Origin of the sequence: Streptomyces kronopolitis (assembly GCF_050953795.1) — a bacterium.
GTDB lineage: Bacteria > Actinomycetota > Actinomycetes > Streptomycetales > Streptomycetaceae > Streptomyces > Streptomyces kronopolitis_A.
On sequence record NZ_CP191850.1, the window covers coordinates 6,231,519 to 6,252,593 of the forward strand.

15 protein-coding genes and 1 pseudogene are annotated in these 21,075 nt (G+C 71.6%); 12 read left to right on the forward strand and 4 right to left on the reverse strand.

Features of this window, described 5'->3' with window-relative positions; genetic code table 11:
- The first annotated feature begins 2,739 nt into the window (after positions 1-2,739).
- The 9 genes from ACQP17_RS27590 to ACQP17_RS27630 all read left to right on the forward strand — a co-directional run bounded on the left by ACQP17_RS27590 (position 2,740) and on the right by ACQP17_RS27630 (position 12,503).
- Complete coding sequence (locus ACQP17_RS27590; protein WP_189096420.1) at positions 2,740-3,177, forward strand: phage tail protein; 438 nt, start codon at positions 2,740-2,742, stop codon at positions 3,175-3,177.
- Position 3,178: 1 nt separating this feature from the next.
- The gene (locus ACQP17_RS27595; protein ID WP_433858672.1) at positions 3,179-3,961 is read left to right on the forward strand and encodes a LysM peptidoglycan-binding domain-containing protein; all 783 of its coding nucleotides are present in this window, start codon (positions 3,179-3,181) and stop codon (positions 3,959-3,961) included.
- Positions 3,958-5,877 (forward strand): VgrG-related protein, encoded by a 1,920-nt coding sequence (locus ACQP17_RS27600; RefSeq protein ID WP_433858673.1) that lies wholly within the window; start codon positions 3,958-3,960, stop codon positions 5,875-5,877. Before ACQP17_RS27595 ends, ACQP17_RS27600 begins: the two co-directional genes overlap by 4 nt.
- Before the next feature lie 48 nt (positions 5,878-5,925).
- Positions 5,926-6,348: a GPW/gp25 family protein gene (locus tag ACQP17_RS27605; RefSeq protein ID WP_189096423.1), complete on the forward strand. Its 423-nt coding sequence runs from the start codon at positions 5,926-5,928 to the stop codon at positions 6,346-6,348.
- Complete coding sequence (locus ACQP17_RS27610; RefSeq protein WP_433858674.1) at positions 6,348-8,357, forward strand: putative baseplate assembly protein; 2,010 nt, start codon at positions 6,348-6,350, stop codon at positions 8,355-8,357. The genes ACQP17_RS27605 and ACQP17_RS27610 overlap by 1 nt, the downstream gene beginning before the upstream one ends.
- On the forward strand, positions 8,354-8,902 hold the full coding sequence (locus ACQP17_RS27615; RefSeq protein ID WP_433858675.1) for a phage tail protein: 549 nt from the start codon (positions 8,354-8,356) through the stop codon (positions 8,900-8,902). Before ACQP17_RS27610 ends, ACQP17_RS27615 begins: the two co-directional genes overlap by 4 nt.
- A 58-nt stretch (positions 8,903-8,960) precedes the next feature.
- Entirely contained in the window at positions 8,961-10,244 is a 1,284-nt protein-coding gene (locus ACQP17_RS27620) for an NADase-type glycan-binding domain-containing protein (RefSeq protein WP_433858676.1), read from the forward strand.
- A gap of 142 nt (positions 10,245-10,386) precedes the next feature.
- Positions 10,387-12,060: a hypothetical protein gene (locus ACQP17_RS27625; protein WP_433858677.1), complete on the forward strand. Its 1,674-nt coding sequence runs from the start codon at positions 10,387-10,389 to the stop codon at positions 12,058-12,060.
- The gene (locus ACQP17_RS27630) at positions 12,060-12,503 is read left to right on the forward strand and encodes a hypothetical protein (RefSeq protein ID WP_433858678.1); all 444 of its coding nucleotides are present in this window, start codon (positions 12,060-12,062) and stop codon (positions 12,501-12,503) included. Before ACQP17_RS27625 ends, ACQP17_RS27630 begins: the two co-directional genes overlap by 1 nt.
- 1,442 nt (positions 12,504-13,945) lie before the next feature.
- Here ACQP17_RS27630 and ACQP17_RS27635 read toward each other — a convergent pair.
- The gene (locus ACQP17_RS27635) at positions 13,946-15,475 is read right to left on the reverse strand and encodes a helix-turn-helix domain-containing protein (RefSeq protein WP_364875409.1); all 1,530 of its coding nucleotides are present in this window, start codon (positions 15,473-15,475) and stop codon (positions 13,946-13,948) included.
- Between the two features lie 121 nt (positions 15,476-15,596).
- Between ACQP17_RS27635 and ACQP17_RS27640 the strand changes: the two genes are divergently transcribed.
- Both ACQP17_RS27640 and ACQP17_RS27645 read left to right on the forward strand, forming a co-directional pair.
- The gene (locus ACQP17_RS27640; protein WP_433858679.1) at positions 15,597-16,589 is read left to right on the forward strand and encodes a DUF1648 domain-containing protein; all 993 of its coding nucleotides are present in this window, start codon (positions 15,597-15,599) and stop codon (positions 16,587-16,589) included.
- 1 nt (position 16,590) lies between these two features.
- On the forward strand, positions 16,591-16,950 hold the full coding sequence (locus tag ACQP17_RS27645; protein WP_249635780.1) for a GntR family transcriptional regulator: 360 nt from the start codon (positions 16,591-16,593) through the stop codon (positions 16,948-16,950).
- Here the strand turns inward: ACQP17_RS27645 and ACQP17_RS27650 are convergent.
- The 3 genes and pseudogenes from ACQP17_RS27650 to ACQP17_RS27660 form a co-directional block, all read right to left on the reverse strand.
- A complete protein-coding gene (locus ACQP17_RS27650) occupies positions 16,916-17,263 on the reverse strand; it encodes a hypothetical protein (protein WP_433860089.1) in 348 nt (115 codons plus the stop codon). The two genes, ACQP17_RS27645 and ACQP17_RS27650, sit on opposite strands and share 35 nt — an antisense overlap.
- Positions 17,263-17,505 (reverse strand): annotated as a pseudogene (locus ACQP17_RS27655) (MFS transporter); the annotation flags it as partial. The gene ACQP17_RS27650 and the pseudogene ACQP17_RS27655, both read right to left, overlap by 1 nt.
- A complete protein-coding gene (locus ACQP17_RS27660; protein WP_433858680.1) occupies positions 17,496-17,999 on the reverse strand; it encodes a MarR family winged helix-turn-helix transcriptional regulator in 504 nt (167 codons plus the stop codon). The pseudogene ACQP17_RS27655 and the gene ACQP17_RS27660, both read right to left, overlap by 10 nt.
- A 317-nt stretch (positions 18,000-18,316) precedes the next feature.
- Here ACQP17_RS27660 and acnA point away from each other — a divergent pair, with 317 nt between their 5' ends.
- Positions 18,317-21,031, forward strand: a complete 2,715-nt coding sequence (acnA, locus tag ACQP17_RS27665) for an aconitate hydratase AcnA (protein WP_433858681.1) — start codon at positions 18,317-18,319, stop codon at positions 21,029-21,031.
- Positions 21,032-21,075 lie beyond the last annotated feature (44 nt).

The window sequence follows — 21,075 nt, forward strand, 5'->3', positions numbered from 1 at the left end:
AGCGCCGGTGTCGGTTGCCGGGGAGTCGGCACCGGTCATCGGGGCGTCGGCGCCTGTTGTTGCCGACCCGGCACGCGTGGCCGATGACCGGCCCCCAGCTGTCCCGGGCCCGATCCCCCTGCCGGGAGCCGGGACACCCGCCGCGCCCTTGGGGAAGGCGGCGGTGACGCCGGCCCCCGTCGCTGTACCACCCGATACTCCCGTGCGGGCAGTACAGCGACGGGCGGCCGTGCGCCGGGCGCAAGGGGCCGCACCGGAGTCGGGCGGTGCCCCTGTGGTCGTCCCCGAGGTGCGTGGTCCTGGTCGTGGCCCGGATCGCGTGACCGCGTCGCCGGGCAAGCCAGGTGGTGAGGGTGCGCCTGAGCCGGTGCCGGCGTCCGAGTCTGCGAGGGGGAGGGCCGCGGAGTCTGCGCCCGGGCCTACGCCGGCGCCCACGTCTACGCCCACGCCTAAGTCGTCGGCTGCGCCTGGCTCCCCGTCCCGGGCTGTGTCGGCTTCCGCGCCTGCGCCGGCGTCCCGGCCCGCGCCGTTGTCCGCGCCTGCGCCCGTTTCCGCGCCCACCGCGGCAGCCCCTTCCACGTCTACGTCTACGGCCGCTCCCACGCTCGCGAACGCGTCCCCGCCCCCGACCCCGTCGAAGTCCCTCCCCATCGTTCGGCCGGGCGGGCAAGAGCCGCGGACGGAGCGGCCGCAGGCGGGCCATCCCGTGCAGCGGGCGACGTCAACGCGACGGCTGCGGGCGGGACTTGGGGCACCGATTCAGTCTTCCGGCAGGCCCATCGAGCCGGCGAGGTCGCCCGAGACCGGCGGCTCGGAGGTCACCGCCGCGCGGAGTGAGGTACGGACGCGGGCCACGGCCCAGGACAACGTGCCCGCAGACGCCCCTGCCTCCGCCCCTGCACCCGTAGCCCCGAGTCCTGGTCCCGTCCGCAATCCGATGCGCGCCACGCCCGGTGGCGAGCGTCGGGAGGTGCAACGGTCGGCGAGTGCCGATGCGTCCTCGGGACCGACGCGCGGTGGGAACCCCTTGACCGCACCGTCCACCGGTCGCCGGCGCCCACTGATCGGCGCACCGTTGGTACCCCGTGAGTCGTCGGAGGGCGCGGAGGATGCGACGGCTCCGACACCCGTCCAGCGGGCGAACGTGCCGTCAGCCCTGTCAGCCCCCTCGCCCGCGTCGGCCACGTCGCCGCGTGATGCGTTGCAGCCGCCAGCTGTCCCCAACGTGGTGACGCCCGTCCAGCGCGCGAGCGCAGCCTCGGCGGCGTCGTCGCGCGACGCCGCCGTCCCGCCCGCTCCCCACGAACTCGGCGCCGCACCCGTTGGACCGACACCGGACGACACCTCCGGCCAGGCCGTCGTACAACGCGTCGCCGCACGCCCCGCACCCCAACTCGCACACGTCGAGGGCGCGAGGGACACGTCGGCTCGGCAGGTCTCGGTCCGGGACGCCGGGGCATCCCGCGCCCCCGCACCGACGGGCGAGGCGGCGAGGAGGAGCAGCACCGCGCCTGCCGCTTCCGGACCACAGCCGTTGCCGCGCACGGCGGTTGAGGCCGCCCCGTCCCAGCCGCTTTCCCGGCCGGGTGTGCGGCATGCCCCGCTCGCGACCGCTCGGCCGCTGGTCTCCCGGGAGTCCGGCCACAGCAGCGGCGGACACCCCGGAGGCGGCGCAACACCCAAGCCGTCCGCCGGGCCTCGCCCCACGCCCGCCGTACCGCTGCGTGCACGGCCCACCAGCGCACCCGCCCATCCTGGGAGCCCCACGCAGCAGTCATCGGCTCCGCACCTTCCGTCTCCGCAGCCACTCACCTCACCACGAACGCTCCAGCGAGCATCAACTGCCGTGCCCTCAGCCCCGTCACTCGCCCCGGCCTGGGCACCGGCCACTGCCCCCGTCCCGTCGATGCCCCCTGCTTCGAGCATGACTTCGGCGACTGTCCCAACCCCCGCCGCACCGGCCCCAGCTCCGATGTCCCTCACACCCCTCACATCCCCCACACCGGCCCCGGCAGCACATTCCGCCCCCGCCATGCCCTCCACCCCGGCGGTACAACGACGCACCCTCACGTCATCGATGGCGCCAGCATCGACAACGTCACCGATAGCGCCGGCGCCCACAACGGCACCCAGGTCACCGACATCGCCGACCTCAACACCACAACCGGCTCCACCGATCGCCCCTTTGGTCGTGCCTGCCTCCCCCACCCCGCTCGTAACTGCCCGCCCGCCGCACCCCGTGCAACGCACCCACCACGCCACCCCGCCAACCCCGACAGCCACTTCAGCCGGCGCCCCCACAAGCGCCCTGCCGGGCGTCACGCCTCCACCCCCCGCCCCCCTCCAACGCACCCCCGCCACCCCCAACCGCCCCTCCACCACCCGCACGTCCACCACACCACCCGCACCCCCCGCTAACACCTCAGCCTCAGCACGAACCTCAGCCCCAACCCCAGCCGCGCCCTCCTCAGCCCCCTCGGCTCCCTCAACCCCTTCAACCCCCGCCGAGCTGGACGAGTTGGCCCGGCGGCTCGTGACGCCGCTGTCGCGGCTGCTGCGGGCCGAGCTGCGCAGTGACCGGGAACGCATCGGCCGACTGCGCGACCGTGGCCGCTGACCGAACCGGCCGGAGCCGGACGCCACCCCGGAACACCAGCCCCCGCGATCCCACTGCCCACATTCACCTCACCCGCCTCACACACCACACCCGCCTCAGCCACCCACCCAGAAAGCCACCCCATGCCCGCGACCCAGGACCCCGGATCCACCGTCTTCTTCAAGTTGTCCATCGACGGCCAGGACCTCGGCCTGTTCAACGGCTGTGACGGGCTGGCGTCCGAGGTGGAGGTGGAGCAGCGGCAGGAGGGCGGCAACAACGGGTTCGTCTGGCAGCTGCCCACCCGCGTCACGCACTCCACGATCCGTCTCACCCGCCCGCTCACCGCCGACACCTCCCGCGTGGCGGCCTGGATCTCGTCCATCGCCACCGGTATCCGCCGGCCCACCGCCCAGATCGCCGCGCTGCGCGCCGACGGTTCGATCGTCGCCCAGTGGGGGCTGGTGGAGGTGCTGCCCGTGCGGTGGCAGGGGCCGAGTCTGGACCCGGCCAGCCCGGGGGTGGCGACCGAGACGCTGGAGATCGCGCACCACGGCTTCACCGACGCGGGAGGTGCCTGAGATGCCCGCGCCGACCGGCGGCAAGGCGGGCGCCAGCCTCGTACGGGCCGCGCTCGCGATCCATCAGCCCCCCACCGACCTCGGCGGCTCGCTCGGCGGCCGGATCGGTGAGGTGGAGTTCCAGTTCAACCCGACCCAGTTGCAACTCGGGCGGACGGCGGAGTGGCACACCCAGGCCGCGGTCGCCTACACGCGCGGCGCCCCGCCGAAGTTCACCGGCGCCCGGCCCGCCACGCTCCAGCTGGAGGTGTTCCTGGACGCCTCCGGCACCCCCAACGCCGGGAAGGTGCAAAAGCAGGTGGAGCTCCTGCTCTCCTGCTGCGAGGTGACCCCGCAGAGCGTCAGCTCCAAGCGTCCCTCGCCGCCGTGGGTCCGCTTCTCCTGGGGTGCGTTCAACACCGTGCAGTTCGTCGCGTACGTGACGAGCGTCAGCGCCACCTACACGCTGTTCAACCCCACCGGCGAGCCGATCCGCGCCACCTGCTCGCTGTCCCTGACCGAGGTGGCGATGCCCACCAAGGGGCAGAACCCCACCTCCGGCGCGCTCTCCGCCCGCCGTATCCACCGCACGGTCGCGGGTGACTCGCTCGCCTCGCTGGCCTGGCGGGAGTACGGGGACGCGACCCGCTGGCGGCTGATCGCGGAGGCGAACGGGATCGACGACCCGATGCGGCTGCGGCCCGGCACCGAACTGCTGCTGCCCGCCGCCGACGAGGGCCCGCCCGAGGGCGGCCCCGTACACGGCCCCACCGGGCACCCCACGCTCCAGGAGGCCCAGCGATGAGCGAGAAGACGTACACCAGTGTGCTGCACGTCGAGATCGGCGGCACGGTGCTGCCCGACCGGCTCGCCGCCCTCCTCACCGAGGGCTGGGTGGACGCCAGCGTCAACGTCCCGTCCGCGTTCCAGCTCACCTTCTCCGACCGCGGCTCCGACATCCTCCAGACCTTCCCGCAGATGAAGATCGGCGCGAAGGCGGTGCTGTCGCCGTTCACCGACGGGCAGCGCGGCACGCCCATGCTGACCGGCGAGATCACCGCCCTCGAAGTCGACGCGGACGCGGGCGGCAAGTCCCTGGTGGTCCGGGGCTACGACCCCGGGCACCGGCTGCTGCGCAACCGCCGGGTCGCGGGCTACCCCCACATGACCGCGAGCGACATCGTGCGCCGCCTCGCCGGCCGCAACAAGCTCGCCCTCGGCACGGTGGAGGCCACCCGTACCGTCTACGAGCTGGCCACCCAGCCCAACATCACCGACTGGGACTTCCTGCTGCGCCTGGCCCAGGAGAACGACGTCCACCTCTCCTTCGACCCGCAGGGCAAGCTGCGGTTCGCCAAGCTGGCCCCCGCCTCCTCCGCGCCCGCCGACACCACCCCGGCCGCGCAGAGCCCCTACGTCCTGGAGTTCGGCCACAACGCGCTGCACAGCCGGATCGCCGTCACCGCCGCCGGGCAGGTCGCCAAGGCGGGCGCGCGCGGCTGGGACATGCGCGCCAAGCGCGCGCTGTCCGCCGAGTCCCCTGCCACGACCAGCAAGGACATCGTCGCCGACCTCGCGCCCGGCGCGCTCAGCAAGCCCTTCGGCTCCTCCGAACTGACCGCCACCGACACCCCGTTCACCACCCAGGCCCAGGTCACCCACGCCGCCCGCGCGCTCGCCGACGACGTGGCGGGCTCGTTCGCCGAACTGGAGGTCGCGGTCACCGGGAACCCGCAGCTGACCCCCGGCCGGCCGGTCGCGCTCAAGGGTGCCGGCTTCCCCTTCGAGGGGAAGTACACCGCGACCGGCGTGCGCCATGTCTTCGAGTCCGGACGGCAGTTCACCACCTGGCTGACCGTCTCGGGCCGGCAGTTCCGGTCGCTGTACGGGCTCGCGTCCGGCGGCGCGGAGGCGGCGCCGCCGATGCCGGGCGTGGCGATGGCGCTGGTGACCAACGCCAAGGACCCGCTGAAGCTCGGCCGGGTCAGACTGCGATTCCCCTGGCTGTCGGACACCTACGAGAGCGACTGGTGCCGGGTGGCGCAGCTGGGCGGGGTACGGGGCGGCGGGCTGATCCTCCCCGAGGTCGGTGACGAGGTGCTGTGCGCCTTCGACCGGGGCTCGCTGGAGCATCCGTACGTCCTCGCCGGGCTCTACAACGGCAGGGACAAGCCGACCCCCGACCCCGACGGGCTGCCCGCGGTGGACCCGACCAGCGGCCGGGTCAACTGGCGCTCCCTCGCCTCGCGCAGCGGCCACACCGTCGAACTCGTCGATGCCAAGTCCCGGATGAAGAGCGGCATCCGGCTGCAGACCGGCAACGGCCGGCTCACCGTCCACCTGGACGAGACGCGCACCCAGGTCACCATCCGCAGCGACGGTTCCGTCTCCATCACCGGGACGAGGAACGTGAGCATCAAGGCGGGCGGCAATCTGTCGCTGACCGCGGGCGGCTCGCTGACGATGAGCGCCGGCGGGGCGGTCGACATCAAGGCGGGCGCGAAGTTCGGCGTGATGGCGGGCGCCGTCGCGGACATCAACGCGACCGGCGCCATCAGCCTGAAGTCGGCCGGCGCGGTGGCCGTCAACTCCGTCGGCGCGGTCTCCGTCAGCGCGGTAGGCGCGGTGGCCGTCAACGCCGGCGCCGCGGCGGCCATCAACTCGCCGGCCACGGTCACGCTGAACGCACCGGCCGTCCTGCGCAACGGCATTCCGTTCTAGGGGGCGTGAGGAAGTTGAGGCACGTGCATCTCAAGGGGGGCACCGGACATGAGTGAACAGTTCGTCGGCGCGGGCTGGACCTTCCCGCTGCGTACCGACCCGGCCGGCGGCATCGCGCTGGCCCGCCGCGAGCGCGAGATCGAGGAGTCGATCCGGCTCGTGCTGGCCACCGCGCCCGGCGAGCGGCCGATGCGGCCGGAGTTCGGCTGCGCCGTGCACGACATGGTCTTCGCGCCGGTCAACGAGGCGACGGCCGGCCGCATCCGCTACGAGGTGCGGTCCTCGCTCGACCGCTGGGAGCCGCGCATCGAGGTCCAGGACGTCGAGGTGAGCCCGGCGCCCGACGAGCCGTCCGTGCTCTTCATCGACGTGCGCTACAGCGTGCGCGGCACCAACAACCCTCGCAGCCTCGTCTTCCCCTTCTACGTGATCCCGTCCTCGGAATCACCGTCCACCGAAAGCGACGCCTGATGGCTCTGCCCGCACCCCACCTCGACGACCGCCGCTTCCAGCAGTTCGTCGACGACGCCAAGCGCTATGTCCAGCAGCGCTGCCCCGAGTGGACCGACCACAACGTCTCGGACCCCGGTGTGACCCTCATCGAGGCCGTCGCGCACATGGCCGACCAGATCGTCTACCGCCTCAACCGGGTGCCGGAGAAGAACCACCTCGCCTTCCTCGACCTGCTCGGCGTCACCCTCTTCCCGCCCTCCGCGGCCCGCGCCGACGTCACCTTCTGGCTCTCCGCCCCGCAGCCCGAGCCGGTGGTGCTGGCCGCCGGGACGGAGGTGGCCACCGGCCGCACCGAGACCGAGGAGGCGGTGTCCTTCGCCACCGAGGACGACCTGACCGTCGTGCCCTGCGAACTGGACGCCGTACTGCGGCAGGAGGCCGGGTCCACCCCCGCGGACTGCAGCCAGGACATCTTCGCCGGCAGCGATGTCGCCGTGTTCACGGCCGCCCCGCAGCCGGGGGACTGCCTGCTGTTCGGGCTGTCGGCGGCGGTGCCGCGGTGCGCGGCCGTCCTGCGGCTGGACAGCCGGGTGGACGGGGTCGGCGTCGACCCGCGCCAGCCGCCGCTGGTCTGGGAGGCGTGGACCGCCGACGGGTGGCTCGCGTGCCAGCTGGCGGAGGACTCCACCGGCGGCCTCAACCGGCCCGGCGAGGTCGTGCTGCACGTCCCCACGGGGCACCTCGTCTCGCGCGTCGGCCGCACCGACTCCGCCTGGCTGCGCTGCCGGGTCGTGGAGGCCGCACCCGGTCAGCCCTTCTACAGTGCCTCGCCCACCGTCCGGTCCGCGTCCGCGTTCACCATCGGGGGCACCACCACCGTCGCGCACGCCGAGGTGGTGCGCGACGAACCGCTCGGCGAGTCCGCGGGCGTGCCCGGCCAGCGGCTGCGCCTGGCGCAGGCACCCGTCGTCGCCGACCGCCCGCCGCTCAGGCTGGAGGTCTCCGACGGGGACGGCTGGCAGGAGTGGCAGGTCGTCCCCGACTTCGCCGCCTCGGGCCCGTACGACCGGCACCTCACCCTCGACGCGTCGACCGGCGAGATCGCCTTCGGCCCGGCCGTCCGCCTGCCGGACGGCGAGGTACGGCAGTTCGGGGCCGTGCCGCCCAAGGGCGCGGTGCTGCGGGCCGCGCACTACCGCACCGGCGGCGGGCGCAGCGGAAACGTGGCGCGCGGCGCGATCCAGGTGCTGCGCAGCTCCATCCCGTTCGTGGCGCGGGTGGAGAACCGGGAGGCGGCGCGCGGCGGGGTCGACGGCGAGACGGTGCAGGAGGCGAAGGTGCGGGCGCCGATCGCGCTGCGCGCCCAGGAACGGGCCGTGACCGCCCGCGACTACGAGGAGCTGGCCCGGCGCGCGGCCCCTGAGGTGGCCCGGATCGCCTGCCTCGCGGTCGACCCCGCGGAGCCCACCGCGGGCGGAAGCACCGGCACGGCGGGACAGGGCGGCGCGGCGGTCCGGACCGGTGAGAACGCCGTGCGCGTCCTGGTCGTCCCGCAGGCCGTCCCCGACCGCGGCGGACGCCTGCGCTTCGAGCAGCTGGTGCCCGGCGAGGAACTCCTCGGCCGGATCACCGGGTTCCTGGACGAGCGCCGCCCCCTGGGCACCCGCCTCGCCGTCGGCCCGCCCTTCTACCAGGGCGTCACGGTCGTCGCGACGCTGCACTCCTTCCGCGCGGCGCATGCCGAGCGGGTACGGGCCGAGGCCCTGGACGCGCTCTACGCCTACCTCGACCCGCTGACCGGTGGCGCGCACGGGGAGGGCTGGCCGTTCGGCCGCCCGCTGCGCTCCGGTGAGATCTTCGCGGCGCTGCAGCGCGTGCCCGGGGTGGAACTCGTCGACGAGGTCCTGCTGCACCCCGCCGACCCGCTCACCGGCCGCCGCGGCGACGCCACCGACCGCATCGAACTCGCCCCGTCCGCCGTGCTGTTCCCGTTCGACCACCGCGTCCGCGTGATCGAGGCACGATGAGGGGCACCCCCGCGGCGTCGGTGACCCCGCACCCCCTGGGGGCGGCGCTGCCCGCCGTCTACGCCGACGACGACTTCACCCAGCGCTTCGTGGCGGGCCTCGACGTGGTCCTCGCCCCGCTCTTCCACGTGCTCGACTGCCTGGAGAGCTACTTCACGCCGGCCCTCGCCCCGGAGGACTTCGTCGACTGGCTGACGACCTGGGTCGGCACCGAACTCGACGGCACGGAGCCGCTGGCCACCCGCCGCCGCGCGGTGGCCACGGCTGTCTTGCTGCACCGCGTGCGCGGCACCCGGCGCGGTCTGTCCGAGGCGGTCCACCTGGCCTTCGGGGTACGCCCGGAGATCACCGAGAGCGGCGGCGCGACCTGGTCCGCCCGCCCCCTTGGCCCGTTCCCCGGCACGCCAGGCCCCGGCCTGCGGGTGACCCTGCGGGTCCGCGACCCCGCCGGCACCGACCCGCACCGCCTGCACGCCGTCGTCGCGGCGGCCCGCCCCGCCCACCTCCCCTTCACGGTCGAGGTGACCGGGCCCCTCGCCCCCTGAAGCCCGCCCCTCGTCTGCCGACGCCACGCCCGAAGCCCTCTTCGAAGGAACCTGCCTCATGGCCACCGATCACACCACCTGCCCGGACTGCGGCGCCCCGGCCCCCCAGACGGGCCAGTCCTTCTGCGACTCCTGCGGCGCCTTCCTCCGCTGGGACCGCCCCACCACCCCCACGACGCCCGCGAGGTCGCAGCCCACGCCCCCGCCACCGGCACCCGCCTCCCCGCCGGACGCGGCCCGTTCCCACCCTTCGACGAGCGGCCCGGACGCGACGCCCGGGCGCCCCGCCGCCCCGCACCACACCGCCCGGCCCACCGCCACCGGGCCGCGGACCGGCGCACCCGCCCCCGGAGGCACCACCCCGCCCGCCGCCCCGCACCCGGCCGGCGACGAGGACCCGACCACCCCCCTCCCGGCCACCGGAGCCACCGCTCACGAGGCGGCGCCCCACCCGCCCCGGCCCGCCACGAGACCCGCCCCGCCCGGCGAACGCCAGGTCTCCGAGACCGGCATCCGCGCCCTCCTGGTCCCCGTACCCGACGCCGTGCCCACGGCGCCCCCGGAGGCGCCCGGCGGTGTACTGCCCGGCCGGCCCGAGGCCGCCCGGCCCCGCGTCCGTACCCCGCACGCCACCCCCGAGCCCGAGAACGCGCTGCCCTGCCCGACCTGCGCCAAGCCCAACGCCCCGGGCCGCCACTTCTGCCACAGCTGCGCCACCCCCCTCACCCCCTCCACCCGCCCGGGGGCCGAGGGCCCGTACGCCGGGGAGCGCCCGCGCCTGCACCGCGACCGCACCCGGTGGATCACCCGCGCCGTGGTGGCCGCCGCCCTCGCCGCCGTGGTGGTGGGCGGCATCATCGGCGGACCGCCGGCCGCCCGGGCCGTCCAGGACCACTTCTCCGACCGCGTCCAGGTGCCCGCCGCCACCTGGAAGGCCTCGCACTCCGGCCCCGAACACGGCGCGAAGCTCGCCTTCGACACCTACTCCAACACCTGGTGGGGCACCGGCTATTCGGGCGCCTCCGACGGCCAGTACCTGGAGGCCGGCTTCGGCCAGCCCACCGACCTGCTCAACGTGGTGATCACCCCCGGCGCCTCCCCCCGCACCCCCCAGGCCGCCGACCCGGCACGCCCCCACGAGTTCGACGTCCTCGTCACCGACTCCGCCGGCAAGCAACACCTCTCCCACTACCGCCTCAACGACGGCGGCCCCCAGAACATCGACGTCCACGTACGCGCCGCCCTCACCGTCCGCCTGATCCTCCACTCCGCCTACGGCACCACCGACAAGAAGCAAGTAGCCATCGCTGAGGTGGAGTTCTTCGGGCGGTCGGGGGGTTGAGGACGGGTGCCGCGGGGCGCGCCCTCCTGCCCCTTTCGCTGCAAGTAGGGAAGGAAGGGCGCGGCGGTCTCTCCACGGCGGCCGCATGAGGCGCATGATTTCGTAGTGCCTCTGGGATGGATGGAGAGTCCGAAGACCGAAGGTGAGGAAGGCGGCACTGGTTGCCCTGTCCGGATCGCCCGACGACATCAAGGAGTTCCTCACCACGGGACAGCACACGGCACAGGCTGACGACTACCGTGTCGAGATTCTGCGGCTGATGAAGGACGGCGGGCCCTCGGTCAACGAGCGGGGCAGCGCAGCCATCGATGCCGGGACCGTCGACCGGTTGCGGGAGTTCCTCGACGTAGGCCAGTACGCGGCTCGCGAAGTGGACGACCGTGCCGAAACCTTACGGATCATGCACCAGGGCGGTGCTCGTGTGAAGGCCGCTGCCGAGGTCGCGCTGGCCGGCCCGCCGTCCATGCTGCGGGACTTCGTCGGCGTCGCCCACTTGAAGGCGGCCAAGCAGGACTTCGACGCCGCGGTCCATGTGGCGGAGGTCAACCGCCTGGTCGCCAACGCGCAGCGCTCCGCCGCGACGGCCAAGAAGAATGCCGCGCAAGCAGCCGAAGCCGAAGCCAGGGCCCGGCATGCGGCGGACGAGGCGAACAAGTACGCCAAGCAGGCACGGGACTCGGCCACCGAGGCCCAGGGGCATGCCGACGATGCGAAGAAGTCGGCGCACGACGCCGATGTGTCCGCCGAAAGCGCCGCCGACTCCGCCCGCCAGGCCAAGCAGGCTGCCGCATCCGCGGGCAGGGCGGCAGTTGCCGCCACCGCTTCCGCCAACCAGGCGTCGTCGTCCGCGGCTCAGGCCCGCACCTACGCGGACCTGGCCTACGCCTCCGCCGAGTCGGCCCGCAAGTCCGCCCGCGACGCGAACAAGGACGCCGCCGAAGCGGCCAAGGCCGCCACGGAAGCCGTCGAAATCGCGGCCGAGAAGTGGCGCAAGGAAGACGCGGAACGACGCAAGGACACCTCCGAGCCCTCCGGCGGCAAGGGCGCCGGGACCGTGGACGCCCTCAAGGACTATGAGAACGGCTCGGCCCTGTTGTCCTTCGACGGCACCTGCTACCTCAATGGCGTCCCGCTCCCCGACAAGCTGGGCATCGGCTCCTGCGAGGCGCTGGCTGCGGACTTCGACAGGTGGATGGGGGACAACGCCGACCACCTCAGGATGGACACCTTCAAGGACCGCGACGACGCGGCCGCGATGCTCCTGGCCGGGTACTGCTCGTGGACGAGCAACAGCATCTTCTCCGACGAGGGAAACAGCGATAAATGCGGCCCGGAGCTGATGAAGCAGCTCCAGAACACCCCGGCCGTCGAGCCGTACCTGGAAAACGGCATCGGGTCCGGACTGGCCAGACTGTTCAAGCCGCTTGGCAGGAAGCTCGGTTGGAAGTGGTTGGGAGGGTTCTCGCGCCCGTTGGGCCAGTTGGCGCACAACAGGTACCTTCACGAGGCATACAAGGACATCTTGCGGGCCGAGATGCAGAAGCCGCAGGTGGGTAACGAGAAACTGCAAGAGTTTATGGATGTGCTGTGGCGCAAGAACGCCGTTATCGGCAACGGGAGCACCGCAGCTGCCGTCCGGTTCACCAAGCTCACCGGTAAACTCGTGGGCGGGTCGGACCACATCCAGAAGGCTGAGGAAGCCATCGTATTCCTGAGCAAATGGATCCGAAATAATCCCGAGGCGGCGACATCCGACCGTCTTGCTGCGGAAAATGTGATGCGTGATCTGCAGAATTCTTTGGAGGGCAAGCCCTGATGTCTACACCTGCCTGGTGGAGTGAACTGCTTGGTGCGAGCGAGGTGCTCGCCGAGAGCGACCGTGCGGAAGTCCGCGAGTGGCGGAACGAACCTGATAATGAAGACCTGGTTGTTTCCACGGAGCGGGACGAGGAAGACGTTCCGCCGCTGACCGCACGCCTGGGTTTGCTCGCCGGCGCATTCCGTAGAAATGTCCCCACGATGTCCGTGGAGGAGCGCAGGAATGTTCTCGGAGTCCTGGAACGTATTATGGCCACCGAAGGCCACGAGGACCGCACCGCGGTGGGAACCGGTTTCCTCGAGCCGCTGCTGATGGCTTGGGACAGAGGCTTTGATCTTCACCTGATCTGGGGGGAACTGGGCCGGGAATCCCGTTCTTTCTGCCTGGCACTCAACGAGTTCTGGGGCGTGAAAACGCCCGACTGGATGCGCGGGGAGTAATCCTTCGCGCAACGGAATGACGCCTTCATGGGCGCCGGGAGTCCTTGGTTTCCGTCGCCCATGAGCTGACCACAAGGGCTGCCCCGTGATCCCTGATGCCTGAGGGATCGGCACGGCGCCGTAGCCGTCGCCGTGCACCCGCCAGAGGGGGCGTTGATCTTGACCACCGGACGGGGCGCCGGGCCCGGCACCTTCACGACTCGGAGGGCTTCGCCTTCGCATCCCCCATAGCGACTGCGGAGAGAGGAGTCGGCGCACCCGGGAGCCGGGTGCGCCGACTGCCGGGAACGGGGGGATCCTTGGCTATGTCCGGGAGCCGCCGCCCTCCCGGCCTTACTCCCGCACCCCAACGGCCCGCGTCCGCACCATGACGGAATGCTGACTTCCTGCAAGGGGCGTTGACGCGAGGCCGGGGGCATTTTCTGCCCGCGCTGGTACACGTCAGAAACAGAGCAGCGGCCTCCGCAGAACCGCCCTCAGGTATCCCGGAAGAGACCAGGGGGCCGCGTGACCTGCCGCGCTTGATTCGCCAGAGCCTCTGAGCTGCGCAAGTTTCCTTTCGGCTGTTTCATGGTCATGCCCGTTGATCCGGCCGGAAGTCCCAGAAAAGTCCCAGGAGACTCCTTCGGTGTGTCTGCCTGCTGTGACTCGGCTGAACCGGGCGACTCGGCTGCAGAGCTGGATCGGGCAGCCGATGAGGCTGTTGTGCTCACGCTCTGCGAAAATGCCATCGGTTCATCGCGGAGAGACACATGCATCGTTCTGCCTGGCCGTCACACCAAGGCTTCGCCACTGTGGCCGAAGAGGAGAGCAACCTGTGTTGCGGGCTTTCAGTCGGCCGCCGCCCGGAGCCCCACGACACGTGAGGGCAGGGGAAGCACGTCTGCGCTGCTCTCCGCAATTCCGATGACCTCGACAGTCACCCCCCGTGCCGCGAGGGCCTTCGCGGTCTGGGTGAGGGGCGTGGTCAGGCGATCGCTGAGCGACGCCCGCCCACGGGGGGATACGGGAGGGCGGCGCAGCCTCCTGGCACATGTTCGCGGAACGGCAAGGCCGTGGGGTAGCCGAATCACCCGGCCCGGGCGGAACGCGCGGTGTGCACGAGCCCGCAAGGAGCACGCCGCGTGGGATTCATGCAGTAGCGCAACTATCAGGCCTCAAAGGGGGGTGAGAGGGGACGCGTACGGACAGCGCCCCAACGGGATCGCCAAGTCCGCATCGCTTCAAGGTCCTGTGCTGCCGCCTCAACCTCACGCTGTGTCCGTCTGCAGCGCGTTAACGTCGGACTTGCAGCGTCAGATCGTCCGCTGCAGACATCGTCGCCTCTTGTCGGCTTGCTGCGGAGCGAGGCCCGACGTCCCAGAGAAGTCCCACAGGTGCCGCCGCACCCCCTCCTGACCCGCATCACTGCAGGTCAGGAGGTATGCGGCGGCATCAGTTGGTCAGATATCCCGAAAAATCTCGATCTGCGCCCCGATCGAGTTGAGGCGTTCCGCCAGGTCCTCGTAGCCGCGGTTGATGACGTAGACGTTGCGCAGGACGGAGGTGCCCTCGGCGGCCATCATGGCGAGGAGGACGACGACGGCGGGGCGCAGGGCCGGGGGGCACATCATTTCCGAGGAGCGCCAGCGGGTGGGGCCGTCGAGGAGTACCCGGTGCGGGTCGAGGAGTTTGACCTGGGCGCCGAGGCGGTTGAGGTCGGTGAGGTAGATGGCGCGGTTGTCGTAGACCCAGTCGTGGATGAGGGTCTGGCCCTGGGCGCTGGCCGCGATGGCCGCGAAGAAGGGGACGTTGTCGATGTTCAGGCCCGGGAAGGGCATCGGGTGGATCTTGTCCAGGGGGGCCTGGAGCTTGGAGGGGCGGACCGTCAGGTCGATCAGGCGGGTGCGGCCGTTGTCGGCGGCGTACTCCGGGCTGCGCTCGTGGTCCAGGCCCATCTCCTCCAGGACCGCCAGCTCGATCTCCAGGAACTCGACGGGCACGCGGCGGATGGTGAGTTCCGACTCGGTCACCACGGCCGCGGCCAGCAGGCTCATGGCCTCGACCGGGTCCTCGGAGGGGGCGAAGTCCACATCGCGTTCGATGTGCGCGGCGCCGTGGACGGTGAGGGTGGTGGTGCCGATGCCGTCGACCCGGACGCCCAGCTCCTCCAGGAAGAAACACAGGTCCTGGACCATGTAGTTGGAGGAGGCGTTGCGGATGACCGTGACGCCGTCGTGGCGGGCGGCGGCCAGCAGCGCGTTCTCGGTGACCGTGTCGCCGCGTTCGGTCAGCACGATCGCGCGCTTGGGGGCGACGGTGCGGTCCACCTCGGCGAGGTAGGTGCCGTCGGTCGCGGTGATCTCCAGACCGAAGTGGCGCAGCGCCGTCATGTGCGGGGTCACGGTCCGGGTGCCGAGGTCGCAGCCGCCCGCGTAGGGCAGTTTGAAGTGGTCCATGCGGTGCAGCAGCGGGCCGAGGAACATGATGACGCTGCGGGTGCGGCGGGCCGCCTCGGTGTCCATCGCGTCGAGGTCGAGTTCGGCCGGCGGCACGATCTCCAGGTCGTTGCCGTCGTTGATCCACCGGGTCCGGACGCCGATGCTGCCCAGCACTTCGAGGATGCGGTAGACCTCCTCAATGCGGGCCACCCGGCGCAGAGTTGTGCGGCCGGCGTTCAGCAGCGTGGCGCACAGCAGCGCCACGCAGGCGTTCTTGCTCGTCTTCACGTCGATGCCGCCGGACAGCCGGCGGCCGCCGACCACCCGCAGATGCATCGGCCCGGCATAGCCGAGCGAGACGATTTCGCTGTCGAGGGCCTCGCCGATTCGAGCGATCATCTCAAGGCTGATGTTCTGATTCCCGCGCTCGATGCGGTTGACCGCGCTCTGGCTGGTGCCGAGCGCCTCCGCGAGCTGTGACTGGGTCCAGCCACGGTGCTGCCGCGCGTCACGGATGAGCCTGCCGATGCGTACGAGGTAGTCGTCTGCCATGAGGTGAACGTATCTCAGATATGAGATGGCCGCGCAATTGCTGCTGCTTGTGTTGTTCTACTACTATGCAAACAATTGACAGAGTGTCATGAGGGCAGTTCCCGGGTCCCAGGGGGGAGTCATGAAAAGTGTGTCGCGTGCCCTTCCGCCGTCGGCCGGCCGCCGGCGGGCCGTGGTCGCCGCCGGTCCGTTCCTCGTCGTGCTGCTCGTGTCCGCCGGAATCTGGACGACGGTGTGGGGGCGGCTGCCCGACCCGCTCGCCACCCATTTCCGGGCCGCCGGCCGGGCCGACGGCTTCACCTCCGCAGAGGGCTTCGCGGCCGTGTCCCTCGCCCTTCTCCTGCTCTTCGGTGCCGCGGTCGGCTCCTTCGTCCAGCTGCGGCCGGACGCCCCCGAGGTGCCCTGGGTGATAGCCCTCGGCTACGCCCTCGCCGCCGTGTGCGGTTACGCCGTCTGCGTGACGCTGCTGAGCAACGCCGACGTGGCCGACGTGTCCGCCGTTCGGGTGTCGCCGTGGGTCCTGGCACTGAGCCTCCCGGTGGCGCTGCTCGCCGGGGCGCTGGGGCGGCTGCTCGCCGGAGCGGCACCCGCCGGGCCCCACCGGCCGCGCGGAGCGGTGTCCCGGCTCGACCTTCCGCCGGCCGAGACGGCCGGCTGGTCGCGCACCATCAGCTCGCGCCCGCTGTTCGCGCTGGGCGGCCTGCTGCTCGGTGCCGGGCTGCTCGTCGGCCTCCTCGCCGACTGGGTCGGCGGCGTGGGCCTGCTGTTCGGCGCCGCCGTGACCCTGCCGATGGCCTCCGTCCGGGTCACCGTGGACCGGCGGGGGCTGACCCTCTCGCCGACGCTGCCGGCCGCGCGCTGCCGCTTCCGGCGGATCACCCCCGACCGGATCGCGGAGGCCGGGAGCCGGCGGATCGCCTGCTTCGCCGAGTTCGGCGGCTGGGGCTACCGCATCCGCGCCGGCCGCAGCGGCTTCGTGCTGCGCTCGGGAGAGGGCATGGTGGTACGGCTGACCAACGGCAGGGAGTTCGTGGTGACGGTCGACGACGCCGCGACCGCCGCCGCACTGCTCAATACGTACGCCGACCGCGCCCGTTCGCACCAAGGAGGCTGAGGTGCTCTTCCGCGTCGACCCCGGCTCGTCCGTCCCGCTCGGCGACCAGATCGCGGCCTGCGTCCGCGGCGCCGTCGCCGACGGCACGGTGGACGCAGGCGAGCGGCTGCCCGCCGCCCGCGAACTCGCCGCGTCGCTCGGCGTGAACGTCCATACGGTGCTGCGGGGCTACCAGCGTCTCAAGGAGGAGGGCCTGATCGAACTCCGCCGCGGCCGCGGCGCGATGGTCACCGGCTCCGCCTCCCCGGCTCGCGCCCGCCTGGGCGAGACCGCCGAGCGCCTGATCGCCGAGGCCCGCCATCTGGGCCTCTCCGACGAGGAGATCGTCACGGTGGTACGGACGGGGCTGGCGGGACGGTGAGGGCCGGGGTGCCGAACGGCCCCTCGCCCGCCCTCCCTCCGTCGTCGAGGAACGTCAGGTCCAGCCGCCGCAGCCGTGCCGGTTCGGCGAGAATGTTGATCTCGACGACCTTGCCGTGGGCGAGGGTGAAGCCCATTACCGACAGCGGCCCCCCGCCCGGCGCCGTGACCAGCCCGGGCGCGCCGTTGACCAGCACGAGCCGGGCGAACGGCGCGAACCCCGAGAACAGCAGGGCCCGTTCGACGACCGCCCGCGCTCCGCGCACCAGCTTCGACATCCCGCCGCGCGCGGTCCCGCCGTCGGCGCGCAGCACCGGTCCACCCGGTCGACGACGGACCCGGCGAAGAGCCCCAGGGCGAGGAGCGGTACGGCCCCGGCCAGGCCCACCGCGCCGGTCCAGGCGGTGCTGTGTGTCGTCTGCCAGACCTGGTACATCACGGCGACGCGCGTCATCTGGCTGCCGAGCCGGGAGAGCGCCTGCCCGCACCAGAGCCTCCGGTACGGCGCCGAGGAGCGCAGCGGGCGCACATCGAGAAGGGCCCGCCTCACTCCCACGCGGGGTCCGCGGCCAGCTTCTCGGTGATCCGGTCGTGGAAGCTCTTGCGGTCGAGGGCCCGCTCGATGTCGGTGACGACCCGGCTGAGGGGATAGGGGATCTCCGCCTCGATCTCGGCGAGCGCGGCCTCGGTGGCCCGCCACTCCGCCGCCAGCCGGCCGGCCACCCGGCGCGCCTCGTCCGTGAGCGTCACCTTCTTGCTGCGTCCGTCGTCGCCCGGCACGGTCCGGACCCAGCCGGCCGCGCGCATCGCGGCCACCTTCTGGCTGAGCGCCGAATGCGTCCGCGCGACCGACGCGGCCAGCTCCGTGATGGTCATCGGACCCTCGGCGTGCAGCCGGAGCAGTTCCATGACGTAGCTCGGCTTGAGCCCGTCGATCTGCTTGTCCGCGTAGACCCGGGCGATCTCCGCGTCCATCGAGGCCTGGAGCAGCCGCAACGGCCGCCAGCGGCTGTGGTGGGTGGGGTCGGGTGCGGGATCCGTCGTCGCCATGAGGGGAATGTAACAGCATTTATATAAGTGCTGTCAGGATTTCACCGCTGCGGTTCTGTCGTGTGCGCGAGGGGGTGGCGGGCAGGTCGGCGAGCCGTCGTGTGGCGCGGTGTGACGGAGGCGGTCGAGGTCAGGGCATGACCCCGCAGCGGCAATGTATTAGAGTTATCTCGACATCGAGATATCTGCCGAGAGGCGTACCGCTGCCGCGCCAGTAGGAGCATGTCCAACTTAGGCTTACCTTAGTGGATGGGGCAAGGAGCTGTGACGGCAGCATTGCGGTGGTACGCGCGAATTCATGCATGAAGGAGACTGTCGTGTCGGCGAACAGCTTCGACGCCCGCAGCACGCTGCAGGTGGGCGACGAGTCGTACGAGATCTTCAAGCTGGACAAGGTCGAGGGGTCCGCCCGTCTGCCGTACAGCCTGAAGGTGCTGCTGGAGAACCTGCTCCGTACCGAGGACGGCGCGAACATCACCGCCGACCACATCCGGGCGCTCGGTGGCTGGGACTCGCAGGCCCAGCCCAGCCAGGAGATCCAGTTCACGCCGGCCCGCGTGATCATGCAGGACTTCACCGGCGTGCCCTGTGTCGTGGACCTCGCCACCATGCGTGAGGCCGTCAAGGAGCTCGGCGGCGACGCCGACAAGATCAACCCGCTGGCCCCGGCCGAGCTGGTCATCGACCACTCCGTCATCGCCGACAAGTTCGGCACGACGGACGCCTTCGGCCAGAACGTCGAGCTGGAGTACGGCCGCAACAAGGAGCGCTACCAGTTCCTGCGCTGGGGCCAGACCGCCTTCGACGAGTTCAAGGTCGTCCCGCCCGGCACCGGCATCGTCCACCAGGTGAACATCGAGCACCTGGCCCGTACGGTCATGGTCCGAGGCGGCCAGGCCTACCCCGACACCCTCGTCGGCACCGACTCGCACACCACCATGGTCAACGGCCTCGGTGTGCTGGGCTGGGGCGTCGGCGGCATCGAGGCCGAGGCCGCGATGCTCGGCCAGCCGGTCTCGATGCTCATCCCGCGCGTGGTCGGCTTCAAGCTGACCGGTGAGCTGAAGCCCGGCACCACCGCCACCGACCTGGTGCTGACCATCACCGAGATGCTGCGCAAGCACGGCGTCGTCGGCAAGTTCGTCGAGTTCTACGGCGAGGGCGTCGCCGCCACCTCGCTGGCCAACCGCGCCACCATCGGCAACATGTCGCCGGAGTTCGGCTCCACCGCCGCGATCTTCCCGATCGACGACGAGACCCTGAACTACCTCCGTCTGACCGGCCGCGACGCCCAGCAGGTCGCGCTCGTCGAGGCGTACGCCAAGGAGCAGGGCCTCTGGCTCGACCCGGCCGCCGAGCCCGACTTCTCCGAGAAGCTGGAGCTGGACCTCTCCACGGTCGTCCCGTCGATCGCCGGCCCCAAGCGCCCGCAGGACCGCATCGTCCTCGCGAACGCCGCGCAGCAGTTCGCCGTCGACGTGCGCAACTACGTCGCCGACGACGAGGAGGCGGGCAAGGAGTCCTTCCCCGCGTCCGACGCGCCGGCCTCCGCCAACGGCGTCCCGTCGAACCCGGTCACCGTGACCGCCCCCGACGGCTCGACCTACGAGATCGACCACGGCGCGGTGACGGTCGCGGCCATCACCTCCTGCACCAACACCTCGAACCCGTACGTCATGGTCGCCGCCGCGCTGGTCGCGAAGAAGGCCGTGGAGAAGGGCCTGACCCGCAAGCCGTGGGTCAAGACCACCCTCGCCCCGGGCTCGAAGGTCGTCACCGACTACTTCGACAAGGCGGGCCTGACGCCGTACCTCGACAAGGTCGGCTTCAACCTCGTCGGCTACGGCTGCACCACCTGCATCGGCAACTCCGGCCCGCTGCCGGAGGAGGTCTCCAAGGCCGTCAACGACCACGACCTGGCCGTCACCTCGGTGCTCTCCGGCAACCGCAACTTCGAGGGCCGGATCAACCCCGACGTCAAGATGAACTACCTGGCGTCCCCGCCGCTGGTCGTCGCGTACGCGCTGGCGGGCTCCATGAAGGTGGACATCACCAAGGACGCGCTCGGCACCGACCAGGACGGCAAGCCGGTCCACCTGGCCGACATCTGGCCGACCGAGTCCGAGGTCAACGACGTCGTGGCGAACGCCATCGGCGAGGACATGTTCAACAAGTCCTACCAGGACGTCTTCGCGGGCGACGCCCAGTGGCAGGCGCTCTCGATCCCGACCGGCAACACCTTCGAGTGGGACGCCGAGTCGACCTACGTCCGCAAGCCCCCGTACTTCGAGGGCATGACGATGGAGACCACCCCGGTCTCCGACATCTCCGGCGCCCGGGTGCTCGCCAAGCTGGGCGACTCGGTCACCACCGACCACATCTCCCCGGCCGGTGCGATCAAGGCCGACACCCCGGCCGGCCAGTACCTCACCGAGCACGGCGTCGAGCGTCGCGACTTCAACTCCTACGGCTCGCGCCGTGGTAACCACGAGGTCATGATCCGCGGCACCTTCGCCAACATCCGTCTGCGCAACCAGATCGCGCCGGGCACCGAGGGCGGCTTCACCCGCGACTTCACGCAGGGGGACGGCCCGGTCTCGTTCATCTACGACGCGTCGCAGAACTACCAGGCGGCCGGCATCCCGCTGGTCATCCTGGCCGGCAAGGAGTACGGCTCCGGCTCGTCCCGCGACTGGGCCGCCAAGGGCACCGCGCTGCTCGGCGTCAAGGCCGTCGTCGCCGAGTCCTACGAGCGCATCCACCGCTCGAACCTCATCGGCATGGGCGTCCTGCCGCTCCAGTTCCCGGAGGGTCGGACCGCCGAGTCCCTCGGTCTGACCGGCGAGGAGACCTTCGCGGTCTCCGGCGTGACCGAGCTGAACGACGGCACCACGCCGCGCACCGTCAAGGTGACCACGGACAGCGGCGTCGAGTTCGACGCGGTCGTCCGCATCGACACCCCCGGCGAGGCGGACTACTACCGCAACGGCGGCATCATGCAGTACGTGCTGCGCTCGCTCATCCGTAAGTGAGCCGGGCCGCCGGCTGACGGCCGGCGGTGGCGACGGGCCGCACC

Excerpts from the sequence above, each read along its gene's own strand:
- ACQP17_RS27590 (WP_189096420.1), top strand. The coding sequence starts at position 2,740 with ATGCCCGCGACCCAGGACCCCGGATCCACCGTCTTCTTCAAGTTGTCC.
- ACQP17_RS27595 (WP_433858672.1), top strand. The coding sequence starts at position 3,179 with ATGCCCGCGCCGACCGGCGGCAAGGCGGGCGCCAGCCTCGTACGGGCC.
- ACQP17_RS27600 (WP_433858673.1), top strand. The coding sequence starts at position 3,958 with ATGAGCGAGAAGACGTACACCAGTGTGCTGCACGTCGAGATCGGCGGC.
- ACQP17_RS27605 (WP_189096423.1), top strand. The coding sequence starts at position 5,926 with ATGAGTGAACAGTTCGTCGGCGCGGGCTGGACCTTCCCGCTGCGTACC.
- ACQP17_RS27610 (WP_433858674.1), top strand. The coding sequence starts at position 6,348 with ATGGCTCTGCCCGCACCCCACCTCGACGACCGCCGCTTCCAGCAGTTC.
- ACQP17_RS27615 (WP_433858675.1), top strand. The coding sequence starts at position 8,354 with ATGAGGGGCACCCCCGCGGCGTCGGTGACCCCGCACCCCCTGGGGGCG.
- ACQP17_RS27620 (WP_433858676.1), top strand. The coding sequence starts at position 8,961 with ATGGCCACCGATCACACCACCTGCCCGGACTGCGGCGCCCCGGCCCCC.
- ACQP17_RS27630 (WP_433858678.1), top strand. The coding sequence starts at position 12,060 with ATGTCTACACCTGCCTGGTGGAGTGAACTGCTTGGTGCGAGCGAGGTG.
- ACQP17_RS27635 (WP_364875409.1), bottom strand. The coding sequence starts at position 15,475 with ATGGCAGACGACTACCTCGTACGCATCGGCAGGCTCATCCGTGACGCG.
- ACQP17_RS27640 (WP_433858679.1), top strand. The coding sequence starts at position 15,597 with ATGAAAAGTGTGTCGCGTGCCCTTCCGCCGTCGGCCGGCCGCCGGCGG.
- ACQP17_RS27660 (WP_433858680.1), bottom strand. The coding sequence starts at position 17,999 with ATGGCGACGACGGATCCCGCACCCGACCCCACCCACCACAGCCGCTGG.